Origin of the sequence: Campylobacter sp. RM10537, from assembly GCF_022369435.1 — a bacterium.
GTDB lineage: Bacteria > Campylobacterota > Campylobacteria > Campylobacterales > Campylobacteraceae > Campylobacter_D > Campylobacter_D molothri.
On the sequence record NZ_CP059597.1, the window covers coordinates 778,723 to 800,418 of the forward strand.

Genomic DNA, 21,696 nt, shown 5'->3' on the forward strand with positions numbered 1-21,696 from the left:
TTAAATTATTTTTTTCTTAGCTATCATTTTTAATAAAATAGTTGTTACCACAACACCACAAATTGCAAAAAATCCCATTAGCGCAAAAACAATCCTGTAACCCAATAAACTTTTATCGAAATAATCAATAATAAAACCATATAATGCAAAACAAAAAAGCTGAGGAGAATATCCAAAAATACAAGCAATACTCATAGCTGCTCCACTAATTTCTCTAGGAATTTTAATCTCATCTACAGGAGCAAAAAAAGTCGCGCGCATAGTAAATACAATTGCTCCAAAACCTAAAGTTAAACACATTCCAAAATAAATATTTAGTTTTTCATGTGGCATTAAAATAAAAATCAAAATCGCAAAAGCTGCTAAAATTAAAGCAAATCTTAAATATCTAGTAGAAGAGTGAAATTTTTTATCGGCTAAATACCCACCTATAGGACCGCCAACTAACTTTAAAGTATATTGATTGATGATTCCATAAGTGTCCCTACTAAGGCCACTGGCATACCATAAATGTCTTTTAAAAATGGTATAAATGAAGTCAAACCACAATAAATAGAATAAATTGTAAAAATAGTTAAAGAGACTACCCAAATTTCAGGAGTTTTTATAGCCTTTATTACTCCGTTTAAAGCAACTTGATTTTTACTAATTTGACGTCCTTGTTCATCAGTGGTAGTAACTTTATCATCCTCAAGTAAAAAATAGGCTAAAATACCTGCAACGATAATACAAACACTATAAAATATTATAGCAGCCTTAAGCCCACTTGCTCCAGAACCTAAAAGTAAGAAAATTCCCAAAGCGCTAAAAGCAACAATGGTATCTACCACACCTCTTCCAGCCTCTAAAAAACCAAAAAGTCTTCCTTGTTGCGTAGAATCTCCAAGCAAGCGAATCGCCTTTAAAAGAACAGGCCAATAAATCACCTCGCCAAATAAAGCCAATAATCCCCAAGCGATTAAAATACCATAAAATGATGGGAAAGTGGAAATATAAATTCCAACCAAACCAACACATATTAAAGACAATGGGATAAGATTTCTTTTAGAAAATCTATCCGCTATATAAATTGAAGCGAAATTTCCAACCGTTTAGACTATGCCATAAACTGAAAGTGCAAGACCAATTTGAGTATTACTAAGACTCATAAATTCTTGCATAGGAATATAAAATGCATCTTTTAAAGAAGAGAGTTTAAAAACAGTTCCTCCCCCAATAACCAAAACAATAAAAGTAAACCATCGAATAGGTTTTGTCTCCATAGCCCCACTCCTCATTTTTATATTAATGAATTATTAATTATCATAACATAAAAAATATTATTCGAATAATTTTAAAATATATTTTAATTAAATTTAAATATATAATGTTACCTTTGGTAATGTTTTATCAAATCAAGTATAAATTAAGTATATTTTGATATAATTAAAAGTTTGCATAAGTAATTAAAACTTTGCAAAATCCTTGCTCATTTTATGGGCTTAATATCCATAAGGAGAATATATGAAACATTATGAGGTTTTATTCATTTTAAAACCAACTCTTACAGAAGAAGAAGTTAATACCAAGTTGGAATTCGTAAAAGAAGTCCTTACAAAAAACGGTGCAGAAATTGAAACTGTTGTTCCAATGGGCACTAGAAAACTCGCTTATAAAATTAAAAAATATGAACGTGGAACATATTTTGTAATTTATTTTAAAGCTCCTCCTAAATTAATTGCTGAATTAGAAAGAGTTTTAAGAATCACAGAAGAAATAATTAGATTTTTAATCGTAAAATATGAGAACAAAAAAGAGATTGCGGCTTGGGAAAAACTAAGTCATGGTATCAAGCAATCTAAAAAAGAGATTAAACCTTTAGATACCCCTGAAATTCAATAAGGAATATAATGTTTAATAAAGTTGTTTTGGTTGGTAATCTTACACGCAATATAGAAATGCGTTACGGGCAAAATGGTAATGCGATTGGTGCTTCAGCTATTGCTGTAACTAGACGCTTTACTGCAAATGGAGAAAAAAGAGAAGAAACTTGCTTTATTGATATTAGCTTTTACGGCAGAACAGCAGAAATTGCAAATCAATATCTCACAAAAGGATCAAAAATTTTAATTGAAGGACGCTTAAGATTTGAACAATGGAGCGATCAAAATGGTCAAAATCGTTCAAAACATAGCATTCAAGTTGAAAATATGGAAATGCTAGGAGCAAATAATACTCCTCAAAATAGTGGAAATTTTAGCAATGGATATGCAAATTATGAAAATCAAAGCTATGATCCTTATGCAGGTCAAAATAATTTTGAAAAAACTCCACAAAAGATGCAAAATTCCAATCAAAACCAAGAAAAAATCAAAGAGATTGATGTCGATGCTTATGATAGTGACGACACAGATTTACCATTTTAAAAAGGATTAACTATGGCAGAAAAAAGAAAATATTCTCGTAAATATTGCAAATATACTGAAGCAAAAGTTGAATTTATAGATTATAAAGATACAGCTATGTTAAAACATGCTTTATCAGAAAGATTTAAAATTATGCCTCGTCGCTTAACAGGGACAAGCAAAAAATATCAAGAAATGGTTGAAGTAGCAATTAAACGTGCCAGACATGTTGCTCTAATTCCTTATATAGTAGATAGAAAAGAAGTAATCAGCAATCCTTTTGAAGGATTATAAAAAAGAAGCAAAGGTTTTTTAACCTTTGCTTGATATTTATTTTATTAAAGCGTATTTTAAAACTTCATCAAAATTTTTCACAGCAATGATTTTCATATTATCCTTAACTTCGCTAGGAATATCTTTTAAATCTCTCTCATAATTTTTTTTCGGAATTAAAGCAATTTTTATATCAGCTTTATAAGCAGCAATGAGTTTTTCTTTTAATCCTCCTATAGGCAATACATTTCCCGCTAAATCAATTTCACCTGTCATCGCTATATTGGCACATACTTTTTTATCGCTAAAAACAGAGGCGATAGCAGTGCTTATGGTGATACCTGCACTTGGTCCATCTTTAGGGGTTGCACCATCTGGAACATGAATGTGTAAATCATAATGATCATAAACATTACCTTTGGAATCTAAAATAAATTTTTTAGGAACTTTGATTTTACCTTGGTCAATTAAAACTTTAATCACACTAAAAGCAATTTTAGCTGATTCTTTCATAACATCACCTAAACTTCCAGTTAAAGTTAAATTTCCCTTACCTTTTATTTTAATCGCCTCAACCTTTAGTACATCACCACCCACACTTGTCCAAGCTAAACCATTAACTTGTCCTATGCGATCTTCCCCATCATTTTTTTCAATTTCAAAAACTTTTTTATCTAAAAATTCCTCTAAATTTTTAACACCAATATTGATTTTTTTTATTTTTTCTAAAAGTAATTTTTTTGCGCTTTTTCGACAAATTTCAGCTACTTTTCTGCGTAAATTTCTTACACCTGATTCTCTAGTATATTCACTAATAATAAGCTCTATAGCTTCATTACTTATGTTTAATTCACTAGCTTTTAATCCATGTTTTTTAAGCTCATCTGGAATGAGATATTTTTTAGCAATATGAAATTTCTCATTAGGCGTATAGGAACTAAGTTCTATAAATTCCATTCTATCTCGCAAAGGTGCAGGAATATTGCTTATATCATTAGCAGTAGCTATAAAAATAATCTTACTTAAATCAATATTAAAATTTAAATAATAATCCCTAAATTTTGAATTTTGTTCTGGATCAAGAATTTCTAAAAGAACAGCACTTGGATCACCCCTAAAACTTCGATTTAATTTATCTATTTCATCTAAAACAACTACTGGATTAATTTGTTTTGCTTCTATAAGTCCTTGAGTAATACGTCCTGGCATAGCTCCTATATAAGTACGACGATGGCCTCTTAACTCATTTACATCTTCAAGTCCACCTAGAGCAATACGAATAAGTTCTCTTTTTAATGCTTTTGCAACAGAATTAGCTAAAGAAGTTTTTCCCACACCTGGGGGACCATAAAGACAAAGTATAACTTTAGCTCCATCTTTATCAGAAATTAAACGCTTTTCTAAAAGCTCTTTAACAGCAAAATATTCTTCTATGCGTTCTTTTGGTTTATTTAAAGCATAATGATCATTATTTAGATGTTTAGACACTTCTTTAATATCAAGCTTTTTTTTAGATATCTTTTCAAATGGAACATCCAAAGCTGTTTCGATATAAGTTTGTATCATTGAAGCTTCAGAGTTATCTTGATGAATGCGATCAAATTTGTCAATTTGTTTTTTAATTTCTTTATAAGCATCCTCATGCATAAATTTTTTCTTATTTTCTAATCTTTTGTAATAATCCCTAACCTCATCTTCTTTTTGAGAATCACTTCCCAACTCTTTTTGAATTTGTCTGAGTTGCTCTTTTAAAAAATACTCCTTATTAACTTTATCGATACGAGAGTGAACCTTATTTTTAATTTCTTTTTGAATTTTGTTTGCCTCAATTTCTTGGACTATTAAATCAATTAATTTCAAAATTTTTTCTTCTAAATTAGTTAAAATGAAAAAATTATAAGCATCTTGTTTTTTAATGCGTATAATATTCAAAACCAAATCACAAATTCTAGAAGCATCCATTCCTTCATCAATAGTTCTAAGTAAATCAGGGGAAAAATAATGACTGATATTAGCCAATACTTTAATTTTTTCTTTCAAAACCCCAAGCAAAGCCTCTTTTTTGGTATCATCTAATAATTCTTCCTTGATTAAATCTACAGTAGCTTCTAAAGGCTTATTAGAAATTGGCTTTATAATCCTAGCTTTAGCATAACCTTGAAATAGTATCTTAATTCTTCCATCAGGTAAAGGCACTTTTCTCATAATGGTGCCAACAACTCCACAATCATAAATTTCATCAAAAGTTCTTCCGTTTTCAAATTTAGAAGGAGCAACAAAAAGCATAGAATCTTTTTTAATCGCAAGATCTAAGGCTTTCATATTTTCAGAATCATTGATAAAAATAGGCGTAATCATAAAAGGATATAAAAATAATTCATCTTCTACCAAAACAGGCAAATCAGCTGGATATTTTTGTATGTCTTCTATTTGCATTATTTTCCTTTAAAATTAAAATTTTTCAAATATACTTCTATACCAAGGAAGTTCAGGTTTTATAATACTTTGCTTATAAAATTCACTTTTCCTTAGCTTCTGCTCATAAATTTCAGCACTTTGAGTACGTCCGGTTCTATAATATAAATCTTTGATTGTATCATTAAGATAAAAAACTGCTAAATTAAATTTAGTCAGCATGGTTTGCACTAAAGGATTAAATTCTGTATCTGGATAATCTTTTAAAAAATTGCTGATTTCTTTTTGACTCTCGAGCATTAAAGCTTGATTTCTATTAGGCACGCCAAAAGCATCAAATTTAGCCTTTATTTTTAAATAACGTATATAATCAGCATTACGAGAACTACCAAATTTCTTATTATATTCATCCAAATAAAACTCGGCCAATTGATACTCTTCTTCGTCAATATGCGCCTGTGCTAAAATAATAAGTGTGGTTTCCAAAAGCGGATTAGAAACATGTTCGCTAGCCATACCATTATAATGTTCATCAGCTTTTTCCAAATCTTTATCCTGCAAATCTTTAATAATTTGTTTATACCATTCCTTTGCAGTTAAATTATATAAGCCCTCATTAGTCTTTACACTACATGAACTTAAAAAAAATCCTATTAAAATAAAAAGAAAAAAATTTTTTTTCATTGAATTTATGCCTTTTGAATTATCTTACTTATAAATCATTATTTTACGATTATTTTTTGTAAATTATAATAAATTTAGATAAATAAATTTAAAATTTGGAACTAATATTGCTTATTTTATGATAGAATAATGATTATAAATCTTGAGGAGAAAAAATGACCTTAGCTGTTAAATGTCCCATTTTAGGTTTTGAAGAAACTAAAAATATGGAATTTTCAACTATAGATGAAGTATTTGTAAGACTAAAAAGCCTAGATGGTAAAAATTTTTCATTTGTACTTATCAATCCTTATCTTATAAGACCTGATTATGAATTTGACATACCAACTTATTATCAAGAATTGCTTTCTTTAACACCTGATTCCAATATGAAAATTTATAATATAGTAGCTATTGCTAAAAGTATAGAAGAATCTACAGTAAATTTTTTAGCTCCTGTAGTTATAAATCTTGATAATAACACTATGGTTCAAGTTATTCTTGACACAGTTAATTATCCTGACTTTTTTCAAGCTGATCAAATTTCTAACTACATTAAAAAAAATGAAAATGAATGATTAAAATATCTTAAAATTATAACTTTAAATACAAGAGTATTTTTTATCCTCAAGAAAATACTATTTGTATTTAATTTTTTTTAAAAATCAAAAAATATATGAAAAATGCTTTCTCTATTTTAGAAATAATTATATCAATTATTATTTTAAGCATAATCTTTATAAGTCTTTCAAAGCTATTTTTTTATTTTCATAATAATGAAAATAAATTAAATATTTTTCAAAAATTATACACGCTCCAAGATGAACTTTATTTAAATCCAAACCAAAAAGATATTATACTTCATACTCAAGACTTAAAAGATTTAAAATTTAAAGAATATTATATTGAAAACGATTTATTTAAATTTAAAAGACTTGATATGCAAGATCAAAATTACACTCTCTATTTTTTACCATGAAAAAAGCTTTCACTCTTTTTGAATTAGTCATTTCACTTATTTTATCTGGAATAATACTTACGATACTTTCTAAACCTTTATGGGAATTTTATCAACTCAATAATAAAAATTTAAAAACAAAAGAACTCATTATCAACACTCATCTAACCCTACTTAAAATAGAAAAATTATTTCAATCTTGCGCTAATATCAATATAATTGATGATAATTTGATCCATTGTTTTTTAAAAGATGACTTATTAACTCTTGAAGACAAGAACACGCATTTACTTAATTCTACTTTAATTTTAGAAAATAATACCACTTTATATTCTCCAAAAAGTGATTTACAAACTCAATTGCAAAATAGAAAAGCACTATACAAGGATGAACAAAATATAATTTATGGTTTGAATAACAATAAAATTCAAAAAATTTTTATTTTATCAGAAAATAATCTATCAAGTTCTTTTATTGGAAATTTTATACCAATAAGTGCTGAGTTAAATTTTACTTTTAAAGATGATCAAATTTATTATGAAATTAAACCCAGATTTAATGATGAATTAAAACAAAGTGCCATCTTAGCCAAAAATATAAGTTTTTTCAAGATACAAAATTCAAAATTAAAAATATGCATGAAAAATCAAAAACAAGAATATTGTCTTGAAAAAAGATTGTTTTTATGAAAAAAGCTTACATTTTAATCACTCTTATATTTTTAATATCTTTTTTAGGATTTTGGTTGAGCTTAAATACTACACTTTTAAGCTACACTCCGAGATTTATAAGAGATACATATTATTATTTACAAGCGCAAATACTTATCGATGAAAAACTCGCTAAATATTTATTATATAAAGCTAAACTAGAAGATAAAGAATGTCTTAATTCTATTGTTTTAAATTATCCCAATCCAAATGACAGAATTCAAATCACTTATCATTATCCTATAGCTCAATGTGAAAATTTTAAACTAATATCTATCAACCAAGATGCAAATTTAAGCAAAGATGGAATTATAATCGCTCATATTAATGTAGCGTTAAATTCTCAAAAAGGGGTCAATGATGAAATTTTAATTAATAAATCTTTCATTTTACATACAAAAGAAAATTTTTGGCTAAAAAAATAAATTTTTATTTTTATTTTGATAAAATTATAAATAAAATCAAGGGCAAAAATGTCTTTTAAACTTTTTTACTATTTTTCTTCTTGGCATATACCTTTTATGCAAATTGCTCTTATTTGATTAAAACATATCATCTCTCAAAATTATCTAACACAACTAATTTAAATTTTTAAGGATATTTATGTTTAAGTCAAAAATTACAAAATTATTTTTTAACTATGCTTTGCCAAATATGATAAACTCAGGATTTTTTTCACTCTATATTATTATAAATGGTGCGTTTGTTGGTCAATTTTTAGGTACAAAATCTTTGGCTGCAATGGGTTTATCAATGCCTTTTATTTTTATACTTTTTACCCTTAGCGATTTAATAGCGATAGGCTCATCTGTTCAAATTTCTTTAAAAATAGGAGCAAAAAAACAAAATTTAGCTAGAGAAATTTTCTCTTTTTGTATTATATTTATACTTTTAACTTATCTAATTATAGGAGTATTAGGCTATTTTTCATCCACTTTTATACTTTCTTTATTTAGTAACGATTTAGAATTGGTAAAATTGTCAAGTCAATATATAAAAATTTTTATGATTTTTGCCCCACTATTATGTCTATCTTTTGCAATGGATAATTACTTAAGAGCTTGTGGAAAAAATAAATATTCTATGTATATGGGTATAGGCTCAGTTATTGTTAATATTATTTTAGATTACTTATTCATTGTTTATTTTGATCTTGAAATTATAGGTGCAGCAATGGCTACAAGTATTAGTCTTAGCATAGTAAGCTTCATAGGAATTTTGCCTTTTTTAGATAAAAAATTGCAACTTTATTTTGTTAAACCAAAAATGAATTTTAAACTTTTAAAAAATATTTTACTAAATGGAAGCTCTGAAAGCCTTATGAATGTATCTTTAAGCTTGATTGGAATTATTACTAATTATGTTTTATTGCTTAATGGAGGAGAAATTGCAGTAGCTATATTTTCAGCAATTTTATATCTTGATAGCATTATCATGGCCTTAGTTAATGCTATGTACGATGGTGTTATGCCTTTATTAAGTTTTAATATAGGTAGCAAAAGTATAAATAAAAATAAAATTTTATTAAAAACAATGGCTTTTTATGGCTGCATTTTCAGTTGTGTTATATTTATTGTCAATATATTATTTTCTAAAGAATTAATGCAAATATTCAACCATGAAAAACAATTTTTACAACTTGCACATTTAGCTTTAATACTTTATAGCTTTAATTATCTTTTTGCTTGGTTAAATTCTTTAACTGCGACTTATCTTACAGCTGCAAATAAAGTTAAAGAATCCTTATTTTTTTCTATTATACAAAGTTTTTTTATGCCTATAATTTGTTTATTGATTTTTACTTTCTTATTTAATTTTTATGGCATATTTATAAGTTGCGTTGTATCTGAATTTTTAAGTATTTTCCTAGCTTATTTTCTTTTAAAAAGGTGTTTTAAAAGCTAATTTTTTAGCCAAGGCAACACATTCTTCAATACTCTGTTTTTTGCACACAAAAAGATTTTTGAAATTTAAAAGTTTTTTTGCTGTGCTGTTTCCAATACTTATGATAATATCATCTTCATGCAAACTATAATTTTTTAAAAAATTCTCTACGCTCAAAGCAGAAGTAAAAATAAATACCGATGGATGTATTAAAATTTCATTGCTTGATTTAAAAATATTTTCATAGACGATCATTTCATCCAAATTAATACCACTATTTTTCAAATCCAAATTTAAACTTGAAGCTATATTTTTAGCTCTTAAATAAAGACATTTTTTATTTTTTAATTCTTCTTTAAATTCTTTAAAAAATTCATTAGCATAAGACTTTTTCGCAATTTTAATATTTTTAAATCCTAATTGTTTAGCAAAACAGGCCGTACTATCACCTATAGTATAAATTTGCATATCCAAATTTAAAGGAATTTTATTTTTTTCTAAGGCTATTAAAGCATTTTTTGAAGTACAAATTAAAGCATCATAATGATCCAAATTAAGTTTAATATCAAAAAAAATAATTTCATTTAAAATAAGATTTTTTACTCCTTCAAAAGGAGTTTTATTTAAAAGATAAATTAGCACAAAAAGCTTCCTTAAGTTTCTTTGCGCTTAAATAAGGATCATTAGCATCCATAATAGCTCTAACAACAGCGATTCCAGCTAAATCAATACCTTTTAGCTCAGATATCATTTCTTGATCAATCCCGCCTATAGCTACTACAGGTATAGAACTTTTTTTACAAATTTGTTTTAAAATTTCTAAACTTATAAGAGAGCTTTCTTTCGTTGGCGTTGCCTTAATCGCACCACAACCTAAATAATCAGCGCTTTTTATAAAATCAAGCTGTTTTAAAGTTTTTAAACTTAAACCTATTATTTTTTCTTCCCCCAAAAGATCTCTTGCAATTTTAATATCCAAATCCTCTTGTCCTAAGTGTACACCATCGGCATTTAAAGCTAAAGCTATATCAATTCTATCATTAATTAAAAAAGGTATTTTATAAATTCTGCAAAGCTTTTGAACTTTTTTTCCTAACTCATAAAATTCACGAGAATTAAGCTCTTTTTCGCGCAATTGAATTATATCAACACCACCTTTAACAGCATCTTCAAGTATATTTAAAAATGTTTCATCACTTCTTTTTCCTCTATTTGCGACAAGATATAATTTTAAATCCAGATTATTTTTCACTTAAAAACCTATAAAAATGATTGGTTGGACCACAACCTTTGCCCAAATTTAAAGAATAATAAATTGCATTTTTAACATATTCTTTAGCCTTGCTCACTGCTTGTAATAAATCATAACCTTTAGCCAAATTACTTGCAATAGCCGAAGAAAGGGTGCAACCTGTTCCATGTGTATTTTTAGTTTCTATGCGCTCACCCTTTAAAATATGAATTTCTTTACCATCAAAGAGTATATCATTTGCATTATTCTCGCTATGTCCGCCTTTAAGCAAAACGGCCTTAGCACCTAAAGTGCATAAATATTTTGCTGCTTTTATCATTTCTTCTTCATTTTTAATTTTAAAACCGCAAAGAAATTCTGCCTCTGGTATATTTGGAGTAAGCAAATCTGCAAAAGCAACAATGGTTTTTTTAAAAAAATCACAATTTTCTTCAGGCATTAAAGCATAACCATTTTTAGCAAACATCACAGGATCAATAACTAAATTTTGAGGTTTATAAAGTTCTAAATTTTTTGCAACACAACTCATAAGCTCGCAACTTCCTATCATACCTATTTTGGTTGCTTTTGGCACTATGTCTTCAAAAACAGCTAGCATTTGTTCATCTACACTTGAAGTTGGTATGTCGTGTACTGAAATAACCCTTGTTGTATTTTCAGCTACAACACTTAAAATTACACTCATACCAAAAAGTTCATGAGCACTAAAAGTTTTTAAATCTGCTTGAATTCCAGCTCCACCACTACAATCACTTCCTGCTATTGTTAAAACAGGAATCAAGTTACTCCCTTTTGCTCTCACCATCTCTCCTTCAAATTTTTAATTAATTTTTCACCTTCAAGACTTAATTTTTTACCCTTAAAAGCTAGTTTTCCAAAAGCAACAATTAAAGCATGGAAAATCTGATAAAGCTCATAAAGCTCATAGGTCTTATTTAAAACTTTGCACAAATTTTCCTGTTCATTTTCTATACCACTTTGAAAAAATTCTCTCAATTCTTCATGGTCTTCAAATTCATATCCTAAAAATAAAGCAAGTCTATGGGCATAACTATCAACAACTAAAATTTCTCTTTTACAAAGATAATTTAAAATACTATCAACACTTTCAAAACCTAAACCTTTAATTTTTAAAAGCCATTCTCTCGAAACATTTTCTTTAAAATTATCCAAATTATTATATTTTTTTAAAATCGCTTCTATCAAATCTTTTAAACGCTTTGCCTTAGTATTATAAAATCCACTTGGTTTTATAAGCAATGCAAGATCGTTATTTTCAATTTGGCTAATTTTTTCTAAAGAAGTGATTTGAGAATTTCTAAGATTATTTAAAGCTTTTAAAACATTATTCCAGTTTGTATTTTGTGTTAAAACAACAGAAATCAAAAGCTCAATATCACTTAATCCTTGATCTTCAAACCAATCAAATTCTTTAAAATTTAAATCTAAGCTCAGCAATCTTTTAAAAATTTCGACTCCATTCATTTAACATCCTTTAAGATATTTTGACTTTCATCTATTTTTCTTAAATATGTTAAAATAGCATCTATAATATCATCATCATCTTTGCTTCTTGCTTTAATGAATTCTTTTTCATCATTAAAATTGACAAATTGGATATTTTGTTCAAAATTACTAATTACTTTAAATTTACCTAAGGCTAAAATTTTAATCATCATTAAAGATAAAAATTGTTTAGTATAAATATCAAGTTTTCCAAAGCGATCTTCAATTTCGCCCTCAATTTCATAAATTTCATTGATTTTTTCACATTTACTTAAACGACGATAAATTTCAAGTCTAAGACGATCTTCAGAAATTAATTCTGAATTTAAAAAGGCATTGATATTTAACTTTAAGTCAATTTTTTTCTCTTCAAAAATTTCCTTTTTTGTTAAAGAGTTAAGCTCTTCCTCTAGCATTTTTAAATAAAGACTAAGACCTATTTGTTCCATATGTCCACTTTGGTCAATTCCTAATAAATTTCCCCCTCCTCTAATTTCAAGATCATGATAAGCTAAAACAGAGCCCGCTCCTAAAAAAGAATTACTTTCTAGAGAAATCAAACGTTTTAAAGCATCTTCTGTAATATTTTCTTTATTTTCAACTAAAAAATAACAATATCCTTGTTTATTACTTCTTCCCACTCTTCCACGCAATTGATGCAAATCAGCCATTCCAAAACGATCGCTTTTTTCTACAATCATAGTATTGGCATTAGCTAAGTCAATACCATTTTCAACTATAGAAGTGCTCAAAAGTAAATCATATTCTTTATTTTCAAATTTAAGCATTTCTTCTTCTTGTACCTTAGCATCAATTTTAGAATGCAAAACTAAAATTTTTAAATTTTTAAAAAGTTCAAGTAGATGTTTTTTACACTGTTCAATACTCGCTATGTGATTGTGGATATAAAAAATTTGTCCTCCACGCCTTAGCTCTCTAGAAATAATTTCTTTTAAGAGAGCATCGTCACTTTCTTTAACAAAAGTTCTCACATCCATTCTATCCTCTGGTGGAGTTTGCAACACACTATAGGATTTTATAGAGCTTAATGCTTGATTTAAACTTCTTGGAATAGGAGTGGCTGACATTGATAAAAGATGTGAATTTTGAGTCAATTCTTTTAATTTTTCTTTTTGCTTTACTCCAAATTTATGTTCCTCATCAATAACCACAAGAGCCAAATTTTGACATTGTAAATTTAAAAGCGCATGAGTACCAACAACAACACAAGGTTTTTCTTGATCTAAAAATTCTAAAAGTGCTTTTTTATCTTTAGAATTTGTAAAACGATCAAGTTTAAAAATAGGAATTTCAAAATTTTCAAAACGTTTTTTTAAAGTCTTAAAGTGCTGATGCGATAAAAGCGTTGTTGGCGCAAAGAAAAAAACACTAAATCCGCTCTTAACTACTGGATAAATAGCATTCATAGCAACTTCAGTTTTTCCAAAGCCTACATCTCCGCTTAAAAGTCTATCCATAACTTTACCGCTTTGAAAATCTTGTAAAATCTCCTCACATACCTTAACTTGATCTTCAGTATAAGAAAATCCAGCCTTCGAAACAAAATATGCTTGTTGAGCATAATCAACTTGAATATTTTTAGGCTTAATTAAAGATCTTTTAGCTGCCATGGCAACAATTTCAGAAGCAATAGCTAAAAGCTTAACTTTTAATTTTTCTTTTAATTTAATAAAAGTAGTTTTTCCCAAACGATCTAAAAGCGGGATAGAACCACTTGTAGCTAAATATTTATCTATAAGATATAAATTTTCAACTGGCAAAAGAAGTTTATCATTATTTTGATACTCAATAGAAACAAATTCTTTTCTGGCTCCAGCTACACTTATCATCTCAAGACCTAAAAATTTACCTATACCATAATCTTCATGAACTATAAAATCGCCTTGTTTTAGCTCATCTATAATTAAATTTGCTTTACGTTTATATTTTTGCTTTTCTTTTTTATTAAGTGAAATAATCAATTCTTTATGAGTGATTAAATTTAAAATCAATTCGCTTTTTTTAAAATAAATATTTGAAAATTCATCCAATTCCAAAGCTTTAAATAGGGCTTCATTTTTTGCTAATATTGTAATTTTTTTATTTTGATGAAAATAAAAAAAATCTTTATTATAAAAACTTTTTAAGTCTTTATATTGCCTTGCTTGGGGTACAATTTTGGCATTAATCTTGCTTAAATCTCTTTGCCATTCTTGTTCATCAAATTTTTTAATACTTATAAAATCATATTCTAAATAATCATAAAAATCATCTATACACCAAAAACCTGAAGAATTAATATCATTAATCAAAGCATTGCTTTCAAAATTATTTAAATTAATTTGAAAATTTTCATAATCTAAATTTGAAAAATGATTTAAAAATGGACAAATTTCAAAACTCTCATATTCTTTTGGAATAGATTTTTGCGTTACAAGATCAAATTTTCTAATACTTTCTATCTCCTCATTAAACAATAAAATTCTAATAGGGATATCTTCATTGATACAAAATATATCAATAACTTCACCTCTAACGCTTACCTCGCCTTTATCTTGTACCATATCAACAAATTCATAACCTAATTTTACAAGCTCATCACGAAATTGGCTTATCTTAAATGTATCTTTTTTAGATACAACATAATTTTTTAAATGATTTTTAGAAGGAAGTTTTTTTAATACAGTAGACAATGGAGAGATTAAAATCTTATCATCATTTTCTTTATGATAAGCATTTAAAACTTTACAAATTTCAAAAAGTTCTTTAGAAAACGCCCTTAAATCATCTCCAAATTCAGCTCTAAAATCTGGCAAAACAAAAGTTTTAAAACCCTGATAAAGAGAAACTTGAGCTAACAAAAAAGCTTCTTTATCATTTTCACAAAGTACAAGCTGCGGCGGTACTTTATTTTCTTGCAAGTATTCAAAAAAATTAGCTTGCATTTATTCTTCTGGTGAGTTTTCTATTAATTTGACTGGATCTTCTTGCTTGATCTTGCTTACCCCATTAAAACGACCGCCATTTTCTATAGCTAATTCTTTAATATTAATATCCCCATTAACCATTCCACCAGTTAAAATTTCTAAGCTATTTGCCTCCAATTCACCCTCAAAATAACCGTTTACGACAATTTTGTCAGCCTTTAACTCTCCTTTTAAATTACCGTTTTTACCAATAACCACAATACTTTCAGAATGTATTACTCCACTAAGCTCTCCATCCACATGAAGCATTGAGGCAAAGTAAAATTTACCTTCTATTCTAGCACCCGAAGAAATTACTGTTGTTTCTGAGTTTGAGGTAGATGCTGTGCTGTGACTGCTTTTACTAAAGATTGCCATGGAACTCTCCTTTCTTGATTAAAAAAATTATTCATATTTTTTCTTTTTAAATTTAAAAAATACAATGGTTCTAGAGTTTTATTAATAAATCTCACCTCATAATGCAAATGTGGTCCAGTTGAAAGCCCAGTATTACCACTATATCCTATTAATTGTCCTTTGGTAACAAATTGTCCTGCTTTAACAACATCCCTGCGCGTCATATGAGCAAAAACAGTTTTAAAACCAAAATTGTGAAGTAAAATAACATTATAGCCATATCCATTATCGCTATATCCTGCAAATTCTACAACTCCATTTGCAGTAGCATACACAGGAGTTCCAACTTCCGCTCTTAAATCAATACCTGGATGAAATTCTTTTCTTTTTAAAAGCGGATGCTCTCTCCAACCAAAATTTCCAGTAATACCTTTATTTTCTATAGGCCATCCATTAGGAATTTGTCTTAAAATCTCAATCTGTTGCTCATTGGTTAATTTGAGATTTTCTAGTCTATCTGTAATTGTAAGATTATTTTCAGCTTCCAAACCTAAAGCTTCCTCAAAGGAAGCAATTTTATCTTCAATTGCAGCATATTGCTTTGCTTTTTCTTCAATTTTTTTCTGCATTTGGATATTAGAATACTCTAACTCTTTACTTTTTTTCAAAAGTTCTTCTCTTTTTTTACTAACATCTGTAACTTTACTATCAAGATATTTAATATAAAAACCACTAAAAATTAAAAATAAAAGCACAAAAGCAATAATATAGATAAAAATTTTCTTAATAATTTGATTTAAATAAAAATGTTTAGAACCATTAACATCTGTAATTGTGATTGTAAATTTATTTTTTATCACTCCATTCCTTTAAAAAATTTTCTACCAAAGCAAAAGAACCAAATACTAAAGTTTTTTTCTGTTTTTCTAAAAAACTAAATTCTTCACATTTGATTCCTAAAATATTAGCTATATTATAAATTTCATCACTCATTAACTTTCTTTCTATGCTAATATATTTATAAATTTTAATTGTATCAATAATAGGCTTTAATGTTTTTAAAATTTTAAAAACATCTTTATCCTGATAAGAATTATAAACTAAAATTAATTTTTCACCCATAAATTGATCGCGTAAAGCAGTTGCTGCCATTACATTATGCCCAACATCTATATATAAATTTGGTTCTAATTGTTCAAGCCGTCCTTTAAGACTTAATTTTTCTAATTTAGCTAAAGCCGGTTCTATTTTTTCTTTAGAAGCTAAAATTTCAAAAGCATTTAAAGCTAAAATTAAATTATGTTTTAAATATAGAGGTAAATTATATTTTTGAACATAGTTTTGAATTAATGATTTATATTTCCCCTCAAATTTAGAAGAAAAAATAAGTTCAACTTTTTTTAAATTGGCAATTTTTTTTGCTATTTTTAAGACAATTTCTTCTTGCTCTGATGAAATTAAAGTTTTTTCTGACATAACTTTTAGTTTAGTTCTTGCAATTTTCTCTAAAGAATCACCTAAAATTTGCATATGATCAAAGCCTATTTTTGTAAAAATACTCATTTTTTTTTCAAAAACCGAAGTTGCATCATACTCTCCACCTAAACCAGCCTCAAATATTACATAATCACACTTTCTAAAAAGCACGGCCGCGAGAAAAGTAGCATATTCAAAATAACTTAGTTTATTTAATTCTTCTTTAAAAATTTTTTCTAATTTTTCATGAGTTTGCTCTAACTCTTCTTTACAAACAATGCCTTTATTTTTATAAAAGCGTTCTTTAAAATCAAATATATGGGGGCTAGTATAATGCCCAACATTATATCCTATATTCTCTAAAAGTTGGGCTAAAAAACGTCCTGTACTTCCTTTACCATTAGTTCCAATGATTTGAATTATCGGTTTTGCTAGAAGCTGATTTTTATATTTTTCATACATTCTAAACATTAAAAAACGATCAATCCTATCATAGCAAAGATTTTTCTTTGCTAAAAAATCACTCACTTTATTCTGTATCATTTTTTTGATTTAAATTAGAAATTTGACTTATTAATTCTTCTAAAATATTTATATTTGGATTGCTTTGCTTGTCCAAATAAGCTGTATTGATTTTTGGCATAATGACATCTTGCTTATAGATAAAACGAAAATTCTCAATTGTCTTTAAATTATCATTTACAAGCTTAGAAACCTCTTCTTTGCTTTTTCCCGGAGAAATAATTAAATAACTTTTTTCATCAATCATCCAAAGTTCGTCAAATTCGTTACAGCTATCTTTCAAAATCTTTTTAAAACGAACAAAAATTTCATTTAAACTACCAACTCCATATTTTTCCATAATAAAACGATAATTTTGTATAGAAAATAAAGCTAATGCATAATTTACTTTATATTTTTGAAAATTTTCATCTAATTTCTCAAGCTCTTTAACAACAGTCCAAGATTCTCTTTCCTCAAGACTTTGAGTAAATTCAATTTGAGTATTTAAAGAATTGATTTTTTCACTAAGTTGCTCAAGCTTTTTCTTTAAAAACTCAAAACTAATTTTAATCTCACCCTTTTCATCTGGATTTAAAGCATTAACAAAATCCATATTTTGCTGATTAGTTTTATTTAATAAACTAAAAAGCTCATAAATTTTTTTTAAATTTTCGTTGAAAAAATTTAAATTTTTTTGCACATACATATTATCAACCATCACTCGATGACTAACAATTTCTAAAAGTTCATTTTTGAAATTGTTTTCATTAATTAAAAAAGTCTTTTTAGATAAATTTTGAGAAAATCCTTGAATTTTAAGATCTTCGACTAAAGAAGGATTTAAACAAGATATTAAAAGCTCACAAAAATATTCTAAATTTCTTTCGCTAAGTTTATTTAAAAGTTTTTTAATTACCGTATCAAAATCATCAAATTTATTAACACCATACTTTTTTATCTCACTATCAAAATCATTTTCTTCATAATTTTTTTCTAATTCTTTCCATTTTTTAGAAAGCAAATAAATACTTTCACTATCCATAGTTTTAGAAATTCTTATAGAGGTAATTTTTGCTAAATCTCTAATTTTCTTATCTTTACTTACTTGTAAAGCCTTGCATAAAGTAGATAATAAATCAAAAAATTCACTAAATTGCTTTCCACTTTGTCTATTAAGTGCAGAAATTAAAAAAGTTATTAATTCTTCAATAGTGCGAACGGATTTTGAATCAAGTTCTTGTTGATAATTTGTTAAAAGCAAAGCTTTATATTTTTCTAATTTTACTTTATTTAATGTTGTCAATTTATCTTTTTGTGCAATTTCTTCAAATACCTCGGTATAATTTTCAGGGGTTGGACGTAATTTCCTTTCTTTTAAAGCAATTAAAGTTTTTTTTGCAATTTCATTAATGTTGGGTAACACGCTTATGCCCTTTAATAGCTATAGCTGAAATAAATTCATCAAAAGCTTCACTTGAAGCTGAACGAATAGCATCATAACGAGCAGAATCACTTATAATACTATTTGGCGAAATATCAAAATTATAACTACCGCTTGTATTAAAATGCTCGTTAGAGCCATCTTTAAAAATTACATAAAATTCCAAATTTAACCTAGCTTTATAACTTACAACATAACCATTTTTATCATAAATTAAAGGAATAAAATCAAGATTATTCATTTTAACATTAATAATATCATCAGCTTCGTGCTTTAAAGCAAGCTTTCGTCCAAGCTTAGAAATAACCATTTCTTTAAGAGTATCTGCCACAAAAATACTATTTTTAGGATCTTGAAGATTTAATTCTACATTAACATAAACTTTCTCATCAAATATATTATCGGCTATTTTTGAAGTCGGAATATAACCACAAGCTGAAAAAAATAACACTATAAAACTAATAAAAATTTTCTTCATTTAATCACCAAATTAACCAATTTTCCTTCAATATAAATTTCTTTAATGATATTTTTATCTTGTATCCATTTAAAAACACTCTCTTTAGCTATTTTCAAAATTTCATCTTTATTAGTAGAGCTTGAAATTTCTATTTCTGCACGTTTTTTTCCATTAACACTTACTGCTAAATTTAATGTATCTTTTATAAAAACTTCTTCCTTAAGTTTTAAGATTTTAAAATTTTCACATTCAAAAAGCTGCTCACTTAATTCAAAACATATATGAGGAATAATAGGCTCTAAAATATTTAAAATAATATAAAAAGCTTCTTGCTCTAAAGCTTGATTCTTGCAAACTGAAAGCGCATTTAAAGCTTCCATGCAAGATGCGATTAAGGTATTAAATGCAAAAGTTTGAGTATATACCTCTTCGGATTTTTTTAATGCTTCATAAACTTTTAATCTTGCATATTTTTCTTCTTTGGTTAAATTTTCTTGTTTAAGTTCTGATAATTTTCCTTTTTTAACATTTTGCGCCTTATCATAAAGTTTACAAATAAATCTATAAGCACCCTCAAGTGCATCATCATTCCACTCTAACTCTTTAGCAGGTGGTGCAGCAAATAAAATAAATAATCTTGCGGTATCAGCTCCATATTTTTTAATAATCTCATCAGGATCTACAACATTTCCTTTAGACTTCGACATCTTAGCTCCATCTTTTAAAACCATACCTTGAGTTAAAAGTCTATCAAAAGGTTCACCATTATTTAAATATCCCAAATCTCTTAAAGCTTTTTGAAAAAATCTTGCATAAAGCAAATGCAAAATAGCATGCTCAATACCACCAATATATTGATCAACATTCATCCAATATTTCATACTTAATTCATCTAAAGCTTTTTCCTGCCAAGTTTTTTCATCACTTGCAAAACGTGCAAAATACCACGAACTTTCAAAAAAAGTATCCAGAGTATCTGTTTCTTTGCAAGCTTTAAGGCCACATTTTGGACATGTACATTCTTTCCATGTTGGATGCTTTTCTAAAGGATTTCCTTCTCCTGTAATTTCTATATCTTCTGGCAAAACAATAGGAAGATTTTCTATTTTTTGTGGAACTATACCACATTTTTCACACTTAATCATAGGGATAGGAGCTCCCCAATATCTTTGACGAGAAACCCCCCAATCTCGAATTTTAAAATTAATTGTTCTTTTTCCTATATTTTCTTTTTCAAATAAATTAATAATTTCATCCCTTGCAATATTGCATTCAACTCCATTAAATTGTCCACTCTCTATAAGTTTCCCTGATTTTTGAGTATATGGAAGTTTAGATTCACATTCGATTACTTTTTTAATCTCAAGTTTATATTTACTTGCAAATTCAAAATCTCTTTCATCGTGTGCAGGAACAGCCATAACCGCACCACTACCATAATCAGATAAAACAAAATTAGCAACCCATACAGGAATTTTTTCTTTTGTTAAAGGATGCAATACATAGATATCTAAAAAGTAACCTTCTTTTCGTGCACTTTGTCTTTCTCTTGGAGTTTGATTTTGAATATGTTTGATTTTCTCAACTACAGTAGATTCTAAATGAGAATGACTAATAAGATTTTGGACTATTTTATGATCAACTGATAAAGCAATATAGCTTACTCCATATATTGTATCAGCACGCGTAGTAAAAACATCAATATGACTTGCTTGGCTTTTTTCTTGGCTTTTTTCATCTAAAATAAGCTTAAATTCAAGACCTTCGCTTCTACCTATCCAATTTTCTTGCATTGTTAATACTTGATTAGGCCATTTATCTTTTAAATTTTTAAGTTCTCTTAAAAGCTCATCTGCATAAGCCGTAATTTTAACATAATACCCTGGCATCTTTTTTTGAACAACTTCATGTCCACAGCGCCAACACTTTCCATCTTCAACTTGTTCATTTGCTAAAACTGTTTGATCTTGCTCACACCAATTAACATTAGCTTCTTTAGTATAAATCAAACCTTTTTCATACATTTTGATAAAAAATTCTTGTTCAAATTTTGTATAAAGTGGATCGGAGGTTGCTAAAATTCTTTTTTTTGAAAAAGAAAAACCTAAAGAAAAAAGTTCATTTTTCATATAATCTATATTTTCATAAGTCCAAGATTTTGGATGTACCTTATGCTTAATTGCAGCATTTTCAGCAGGCATACCAAAACTATCAAAACCGATAGGATGTAAAACATTATAGCCTATTTTTCGATAATATCTTGATATAGCATCACCTATACTATAATTTCTTACATGTCCCATGTGAATACGTCCACTTGGATAAGGAAACATTGATAAAATATATTTTTTAGGCAAAGAAAAATCATCTTTTGGTTCAAAATAATTATTTTTATCCCAAATTTCTTGCCATTTTTTTTCTATACTCCTTGCTTCATAAGCCATCAA

The 21,696-nt window shown here is 27.3% G+C and carries 21 protein-coding genes and 1 pseudogene; 8 read left to right on the top strand and 14 right to left on the bottom strand.

Annotated elements, in window-relative coordinates; genetic code table 11:
* Positions 1-1,262, bottom strand: a pseudogene (locus tag CMOL_RS07835) (MFS transporter).
* Between the two features lie 241 nt (positions 1,263-1,503).
* On the opposite strand from CMOL_RS07835, the gene rpsF reads away from it, so the two are divergent.
* Genes rpsF through rpsR form a run of 3 tightly spaced genes read left to right on the top strand, consistent with a single transcriptional unit; the run spans position 1,504 to position 2,678 of the window.
* Positions 1,504-1,881: a 30S ribosomal protein S6 gene (gene rpsF / locus CMOL_RS03900; RefSeq protein WP_137623415.1), complete on the top strand. Its 378-nt coding sequence runs from the start codon at positions 1,504-1,506 to the stop codon at positions 1,879-1,881.
* An 8-nt stretch (positions 1,882-1,889) separates the two neighbouring features.
* On the top strand, positions 1,890-2,405 hold the full coding sequence (locus tag CMOL_RS03905; protein ID WP_239819810.1) for a single-stranded DNA-binding protein: 516 nt from the start codon (positions 1,890-1,892) through the stop codon (positions 2,403-2,405).
* A 12-nt stretch (positions 2,406-2,417) separates the two neighbouring features.
* The gene (gene rpsR, locus CMOL_RS03910) at positions 2,418-2,678 is read left to right on the top strand and encodes a 30S ribosomal protein S18 (RefSeq protein WP_059117862.1); all 261 of its coding nucleotides are present in this window, start codon (positions 2,418-2,420) and stop codon (positions 2,676-2,678) included.
* 36 nt (positions 2,679-2,714) lie between these two features.
* Here the strand turns inward: rpsR and lon are convergent, their stop codons facing one another.
* Both lon and bamD read right to left on the bottom strand, forming a co-directional pair.
* Positions 2,715-5,093 carry an endopeptidase La gene (gene lon, locus CMOL_RS03915; RefSeq protein ID WP_239819811.1) on the bottom strand — a complete coding sequence of 793 codons (2,379 nt, stop codon included), beginning with the start codon at positions 5,091-5,093 and terminating at the stop codon, positions 2,715-2,717.
* Positions 5,094-5,108: 15 nt separating this feature from the next.
* Complete coding sequence (bamD, locus tag CMOL_RS03920; RefSeq protein WP_200280494.1) at positions 5,109-5,756, bottom strand: outer membrane protein assembly factor BamD; 648 nt, start codon at positions 5,754-5,756, stop codon at positions 5,109-5,111.
* Between the two features lie 155 nt (positions 5,757-5,911).
* On the opposite strand from bamD, the gene fliW reads away from it, so the two are divergent.
* The 5 genes from fliW (at position 5,912) to CMOL_RS03945 (ending at position 9,308) form a co-directional block, all read left to right on the top strand.
* On the top strand, positions 5,912-6,313 hold the full coding sequence (gene fliW / locus CMOL_RS03925) for a flagellar assembly protein FliW (protein WP_137623419.1): 402 nt from the start codon (positions 5,912-5,914) through the stop codon (positions 6,311-6,313).
* A gap of 98 nt (positions 6,314-6,411) precedes the next feature.
* A complete protein-coding gene (locus CMOL_RS03930) occupies positions 6,412-6,714 on the top strand; it encodes a hypothetical protein (RefSeq protein WP_200280491.1) in 303 nt (100 codons plus the stop codon).
* On the top strand, positions 6,711-7,382 hold the full coding sequence (locus CMOL_RS03935) for a prepilin-type N-terminal cleavage/methylation domain-containing protein (RefSeq protein WP_200280454.1): 672 nt from the start codon (positions 6,711-6,713) through the stop codon (positions 7,380-7,382). The genes CMOL_RS03930 and CMOL_RS03935 overlap by 4 nt, the downstream gene beginning before the upstream one ends.
* A complete protein-coding gene (locus CMOL_RS03940; protein ID WP_200280451.1) occupies positions 7,379-7,828 on the top strand; it encodes a hypothetical protein in 450 nt (149 codons plus the stop codon). The genes CMOL_RS03935 and CMOL_RS03940 overlap by 4 nt, the downstream gene beginning before the upstream one ends.
* 178 nt (positions 7,829-8,006) lie before the next feature.
* The gene (locus tag CMOL_RS03945; protein ID WP_239819812.1) at positions 8,007-9,308 is read left to right on the top strand and encodes an MATE family efflux transporter; all 1,302 of its coding nucleotides are present in this window, start codon (positions 8,007-8,009) and stop codon (positions 9,306-9,308) included.
* Here the strand turns inward: CMOL_RS03945 and CMOL_RS03950 are convergent.
* The 11 genes from CMOL_RS03950 to leuS are packed head-to-tail and all read right to left on the bottom strand — an operon-like array spanning position 9,285 to position 21,693.
* Positions 9,285-9,929 (bottom strand): uroporphyrinogen-III synthase, encoded by a 645-nt coding sequence (locus CMOL_RS03950; protein WP_200280446.1) that lies wholly within the window; start codon positions 9,927-9,929, stop codon positions 9,285-9,287. The two genes, CMOL_RS03945 and CMOL_RS03950, sit on opposite strands and share 24 nt — an antisense overlap.
* Positions 9,907-10,539: a thiamine phosphate synthase gene (gene thiE, locus CMOL_RS03955; RefSeq protein WP_239819813.1), complete on the bottom strand. Its 633-nt coding sequence runs from the start codon at positions 10,537-10,539 to the stop codon at positions 9,907-9,909. The genes CMOL_RS03950 and thiE overlap by 23 nt, the downstream gene beginning before the upstream one ends.
* Positions 10,529-11,341 carry a bifunctional hydroxymethylpyrimidine kinase/phosphomethylpyrimidine kinase gene (thiD, locus tag CMOL_RS03960; RefSeq protein WP_239819814.1) on the bottom strand — a complete coding sequence of 271 codons (813 nt, stop codon included), beginning with the start codon at positions 11,339-11,341 and terminating at the stop codon, positions 10,529-10,531. Before thiD ends, thiE begins: the two co-directional genes overlap by 11 nt.
* Positions 11,338-12,024, bottom strand: a complete 687-nt coding sequence (locus CMOL_RS03965; RefSeq protein ID WP_239819815.1) for a 3-methyladenine DNA glycosylase — start codon at positions 12,022-12,024, stop codon at positions 11,338-11,340. The genes thiD and CMOL_RS03965 overlap by 4 nt, the downstream gene beginning before the upstream one ends.
* Positions 12,021-14,990, bottom strand: a complete 2,970-nt coding sequence (mfd, locus tag CMOL_RS03970) for a transcription-repair coupling factor (RefSeq protein WP_239819816.1) — start codon at positions 14,988-14,990, stop codon at positions 12,021-12,023. Before mfd ends, CMOL_RS03965 begins: the two co-directional genes overlap by 4 nt.
* Positions 14,991-15,389: a bactofilin family protein gene (locus CMOL_RS03975; RefSeq protein ID WP_200280430.1), complete on the bottom strand. Its 399-nt coding sequence runs from the start codon at positions 15,387-15,389 to the stop codon at positions 14,991-14,993.
* Positions 15,326-16,228: a peptidoglycan metallopeptidase Pgp4 gene (pgp4, locus tag CMOL_RS03980; protein WP_200280427.1), complete on the bottom strand. Its 903-nt coding sequence runs from the start codon at positions 16,226-16,228 to the stop codon at positions 15,326-15,328. Before pgp4 ends, CMOL_RS03975 begins: the two co-directional genes overlap by 64 nt.
* Positions 16,215-17,387 carry a Mur ligase family protein gene (locus tag CMOL_RS03985; protein ID WP_407927673.1) on the bottom strand — a complete coding sequence of 391 codons (1,173 nt, stop codon included), beginning with the start codon at positions 17,385-17,387 and terminating at the stop codon, positions 16,215-16,217. Before CMOL_RS03985 ends, pgp4 begins: the two co-directional genes overlap by 14 nt.
* Positions 17,374-18,771 carry a V-type ATP synthase subunit I domain-containing protein gene (locus CMOL_RS03990; RefSeq protein ID WP_239819817.1) on the bottom strand — a complete coding sequence of 466 codons (1,398 nt, stop codon included), beginning with the start codon at positions 18,769-18,771 and terminating at the stop codon, positions 17,374-17,376. Before CMOL_RS03990 ends, CMOL_RS03985 begins: the two co-directional genes overlap by 14 nt.
* Positions 18,755-19,267, bottom strand: a complete 513-nt coding sequence (gene lptE / locus CMOL_RS03995; RefSeq protein WP_200280422.1) for an LPS assembly lipoprotein LptE — start codon at positions 19,265-19,267, stop codon at positions 18,755-18,757. Before lptE ends, CMOL_RS03990 begins: the two co-directional genes overlap by 17 nt.
* The gene (leuS, locus tag CMOL_RS04000) at positions 19,264-21,693 is read right to left on the bottom strand and encodes a leucine--tRNA ligase (RefSeq protein WP_239820753.1); all 2,430 of its coding nucleotides are present in this window, start codon (positions 21,691-21,693) and stop codon (positions 19,264-19,266) included. Before leuS ends, lptE begins: the two co-directional genes overlap by 4 nt.
* Positions 21,694-21,696: the final 3 nt, after the last annotated feature.

Excerpts from the sequence above, each read along its gene's own strand:
- CMOL_RS03905 (WP_239819810.1), top strand. The coding sequence starts at position 1,890 with ATGTTTAATAAAGTTGTTTTGGTTGGTAATCTTACACGCAATATAGAA.
- lptE (WP_200280422.1), bottom strand. The coding sequence starts at position 19,267 with ATGAAGAAAATTTTTATTAGTTTTATAGTGTTATTTTTTTCAGCTTGT.
- CMOL_RS03965 (WP_239819815.1), bottom strand. The coding sequence starts at position 12,024 with ATGAATGGAGTCGAAATTTTTAAAAGATTGCTGAGCTTAGATTTAAAT.
- bamD (WP_200280494.1), bottom strand. The coding sequence starts at position 5,756 with ATGAAAAAAAATTTTTTTCTTTTTATTTTAATAGGATTTTTTTTAAGT.
- CMOL_RS03975 (WP_200280430.1), bottom strand. The coding sequence starts at position 15,389 with ATGGCAATCTTTAGTAAAAGCAGTCACAGCACAGCATCTACCTCAAAC.
- rpsF (WP_137623415.1), top strand. The coding sequence starts at position 1,504 with ATGAAACATTATGAGGTTTTATTCATTTTAAAACCAACTCTTACAGAA.
- CMOL_RS03945 (WP_239819812.1), top strand. The coding sequence starts at position 8,007 with ATGTTTAAGTCAAAAATTACAAAATTATTTTTTAACTATGCTTTGCCA.
- lon (WP_239819811.1), bottom strand. The coding sequence starts at position 5,093 with ATGCAAATAGAAGACATACAAAAATATCCAGCTGATTTGCCTGTTTTG.
- CMOL_RS03935 (WP_200280454.1), top strand. The coding sequence starts at position 6,711 with ATGAAAAAAGCTTTCACTCTTTTTGAATTAGTCATTTCACTTATTTTA.
- leuS (WP_239820753.1), bottom strand. The coding sequence starts at position 21,693 with ATGGCTTATGAAGCAAGGAGTATAGAAAAAAAATGGCAAGAAATTTGG.
- CMOL_RS03930 (WP_200280491.1), top strand. The coding sequence starts at position 6,412 with ATGAAAAATGCTTTCTCTATTTTAGAAATAATTATATCAATTATTATT.
- rpsR (WP_059117862.1), top strand. The coding sequence starts at position 2,418 with ATGGCAGAAAAAAGAAAATATTCTCGTAAATATTGCAAATATACTGAA.
- mfd (WP_239819816.1), bottom strand. The coding sequence starts at position 14,990 with ATGCAAGCTAATTTTTTTGAATACTTGCAAGAAAATAAAGTACCGCCG.
- fliW (WP_137623419.1), top strand. The coding sequence starts at position 5,912 with ATGACCTTAGCTGTTAAATGTCCCATTTTAGGTTTTGAAGAAACTAAA.
- CMOL_RS03985 (WP_407927673.1), bottom strand. The coding sequence starts at position 17,387 with ATGATACAGAATAAAGTGAGTGATTTTTTAGCAAAGAAAAATCTTTGC.
- CMOL_RS03940 (WP_200280451.1), top strand. The coding sequence starts at position 7,379 with ATGAAAAAAGCTTACATTTTAATCACTCTTATATTTTTAATATCTTTT.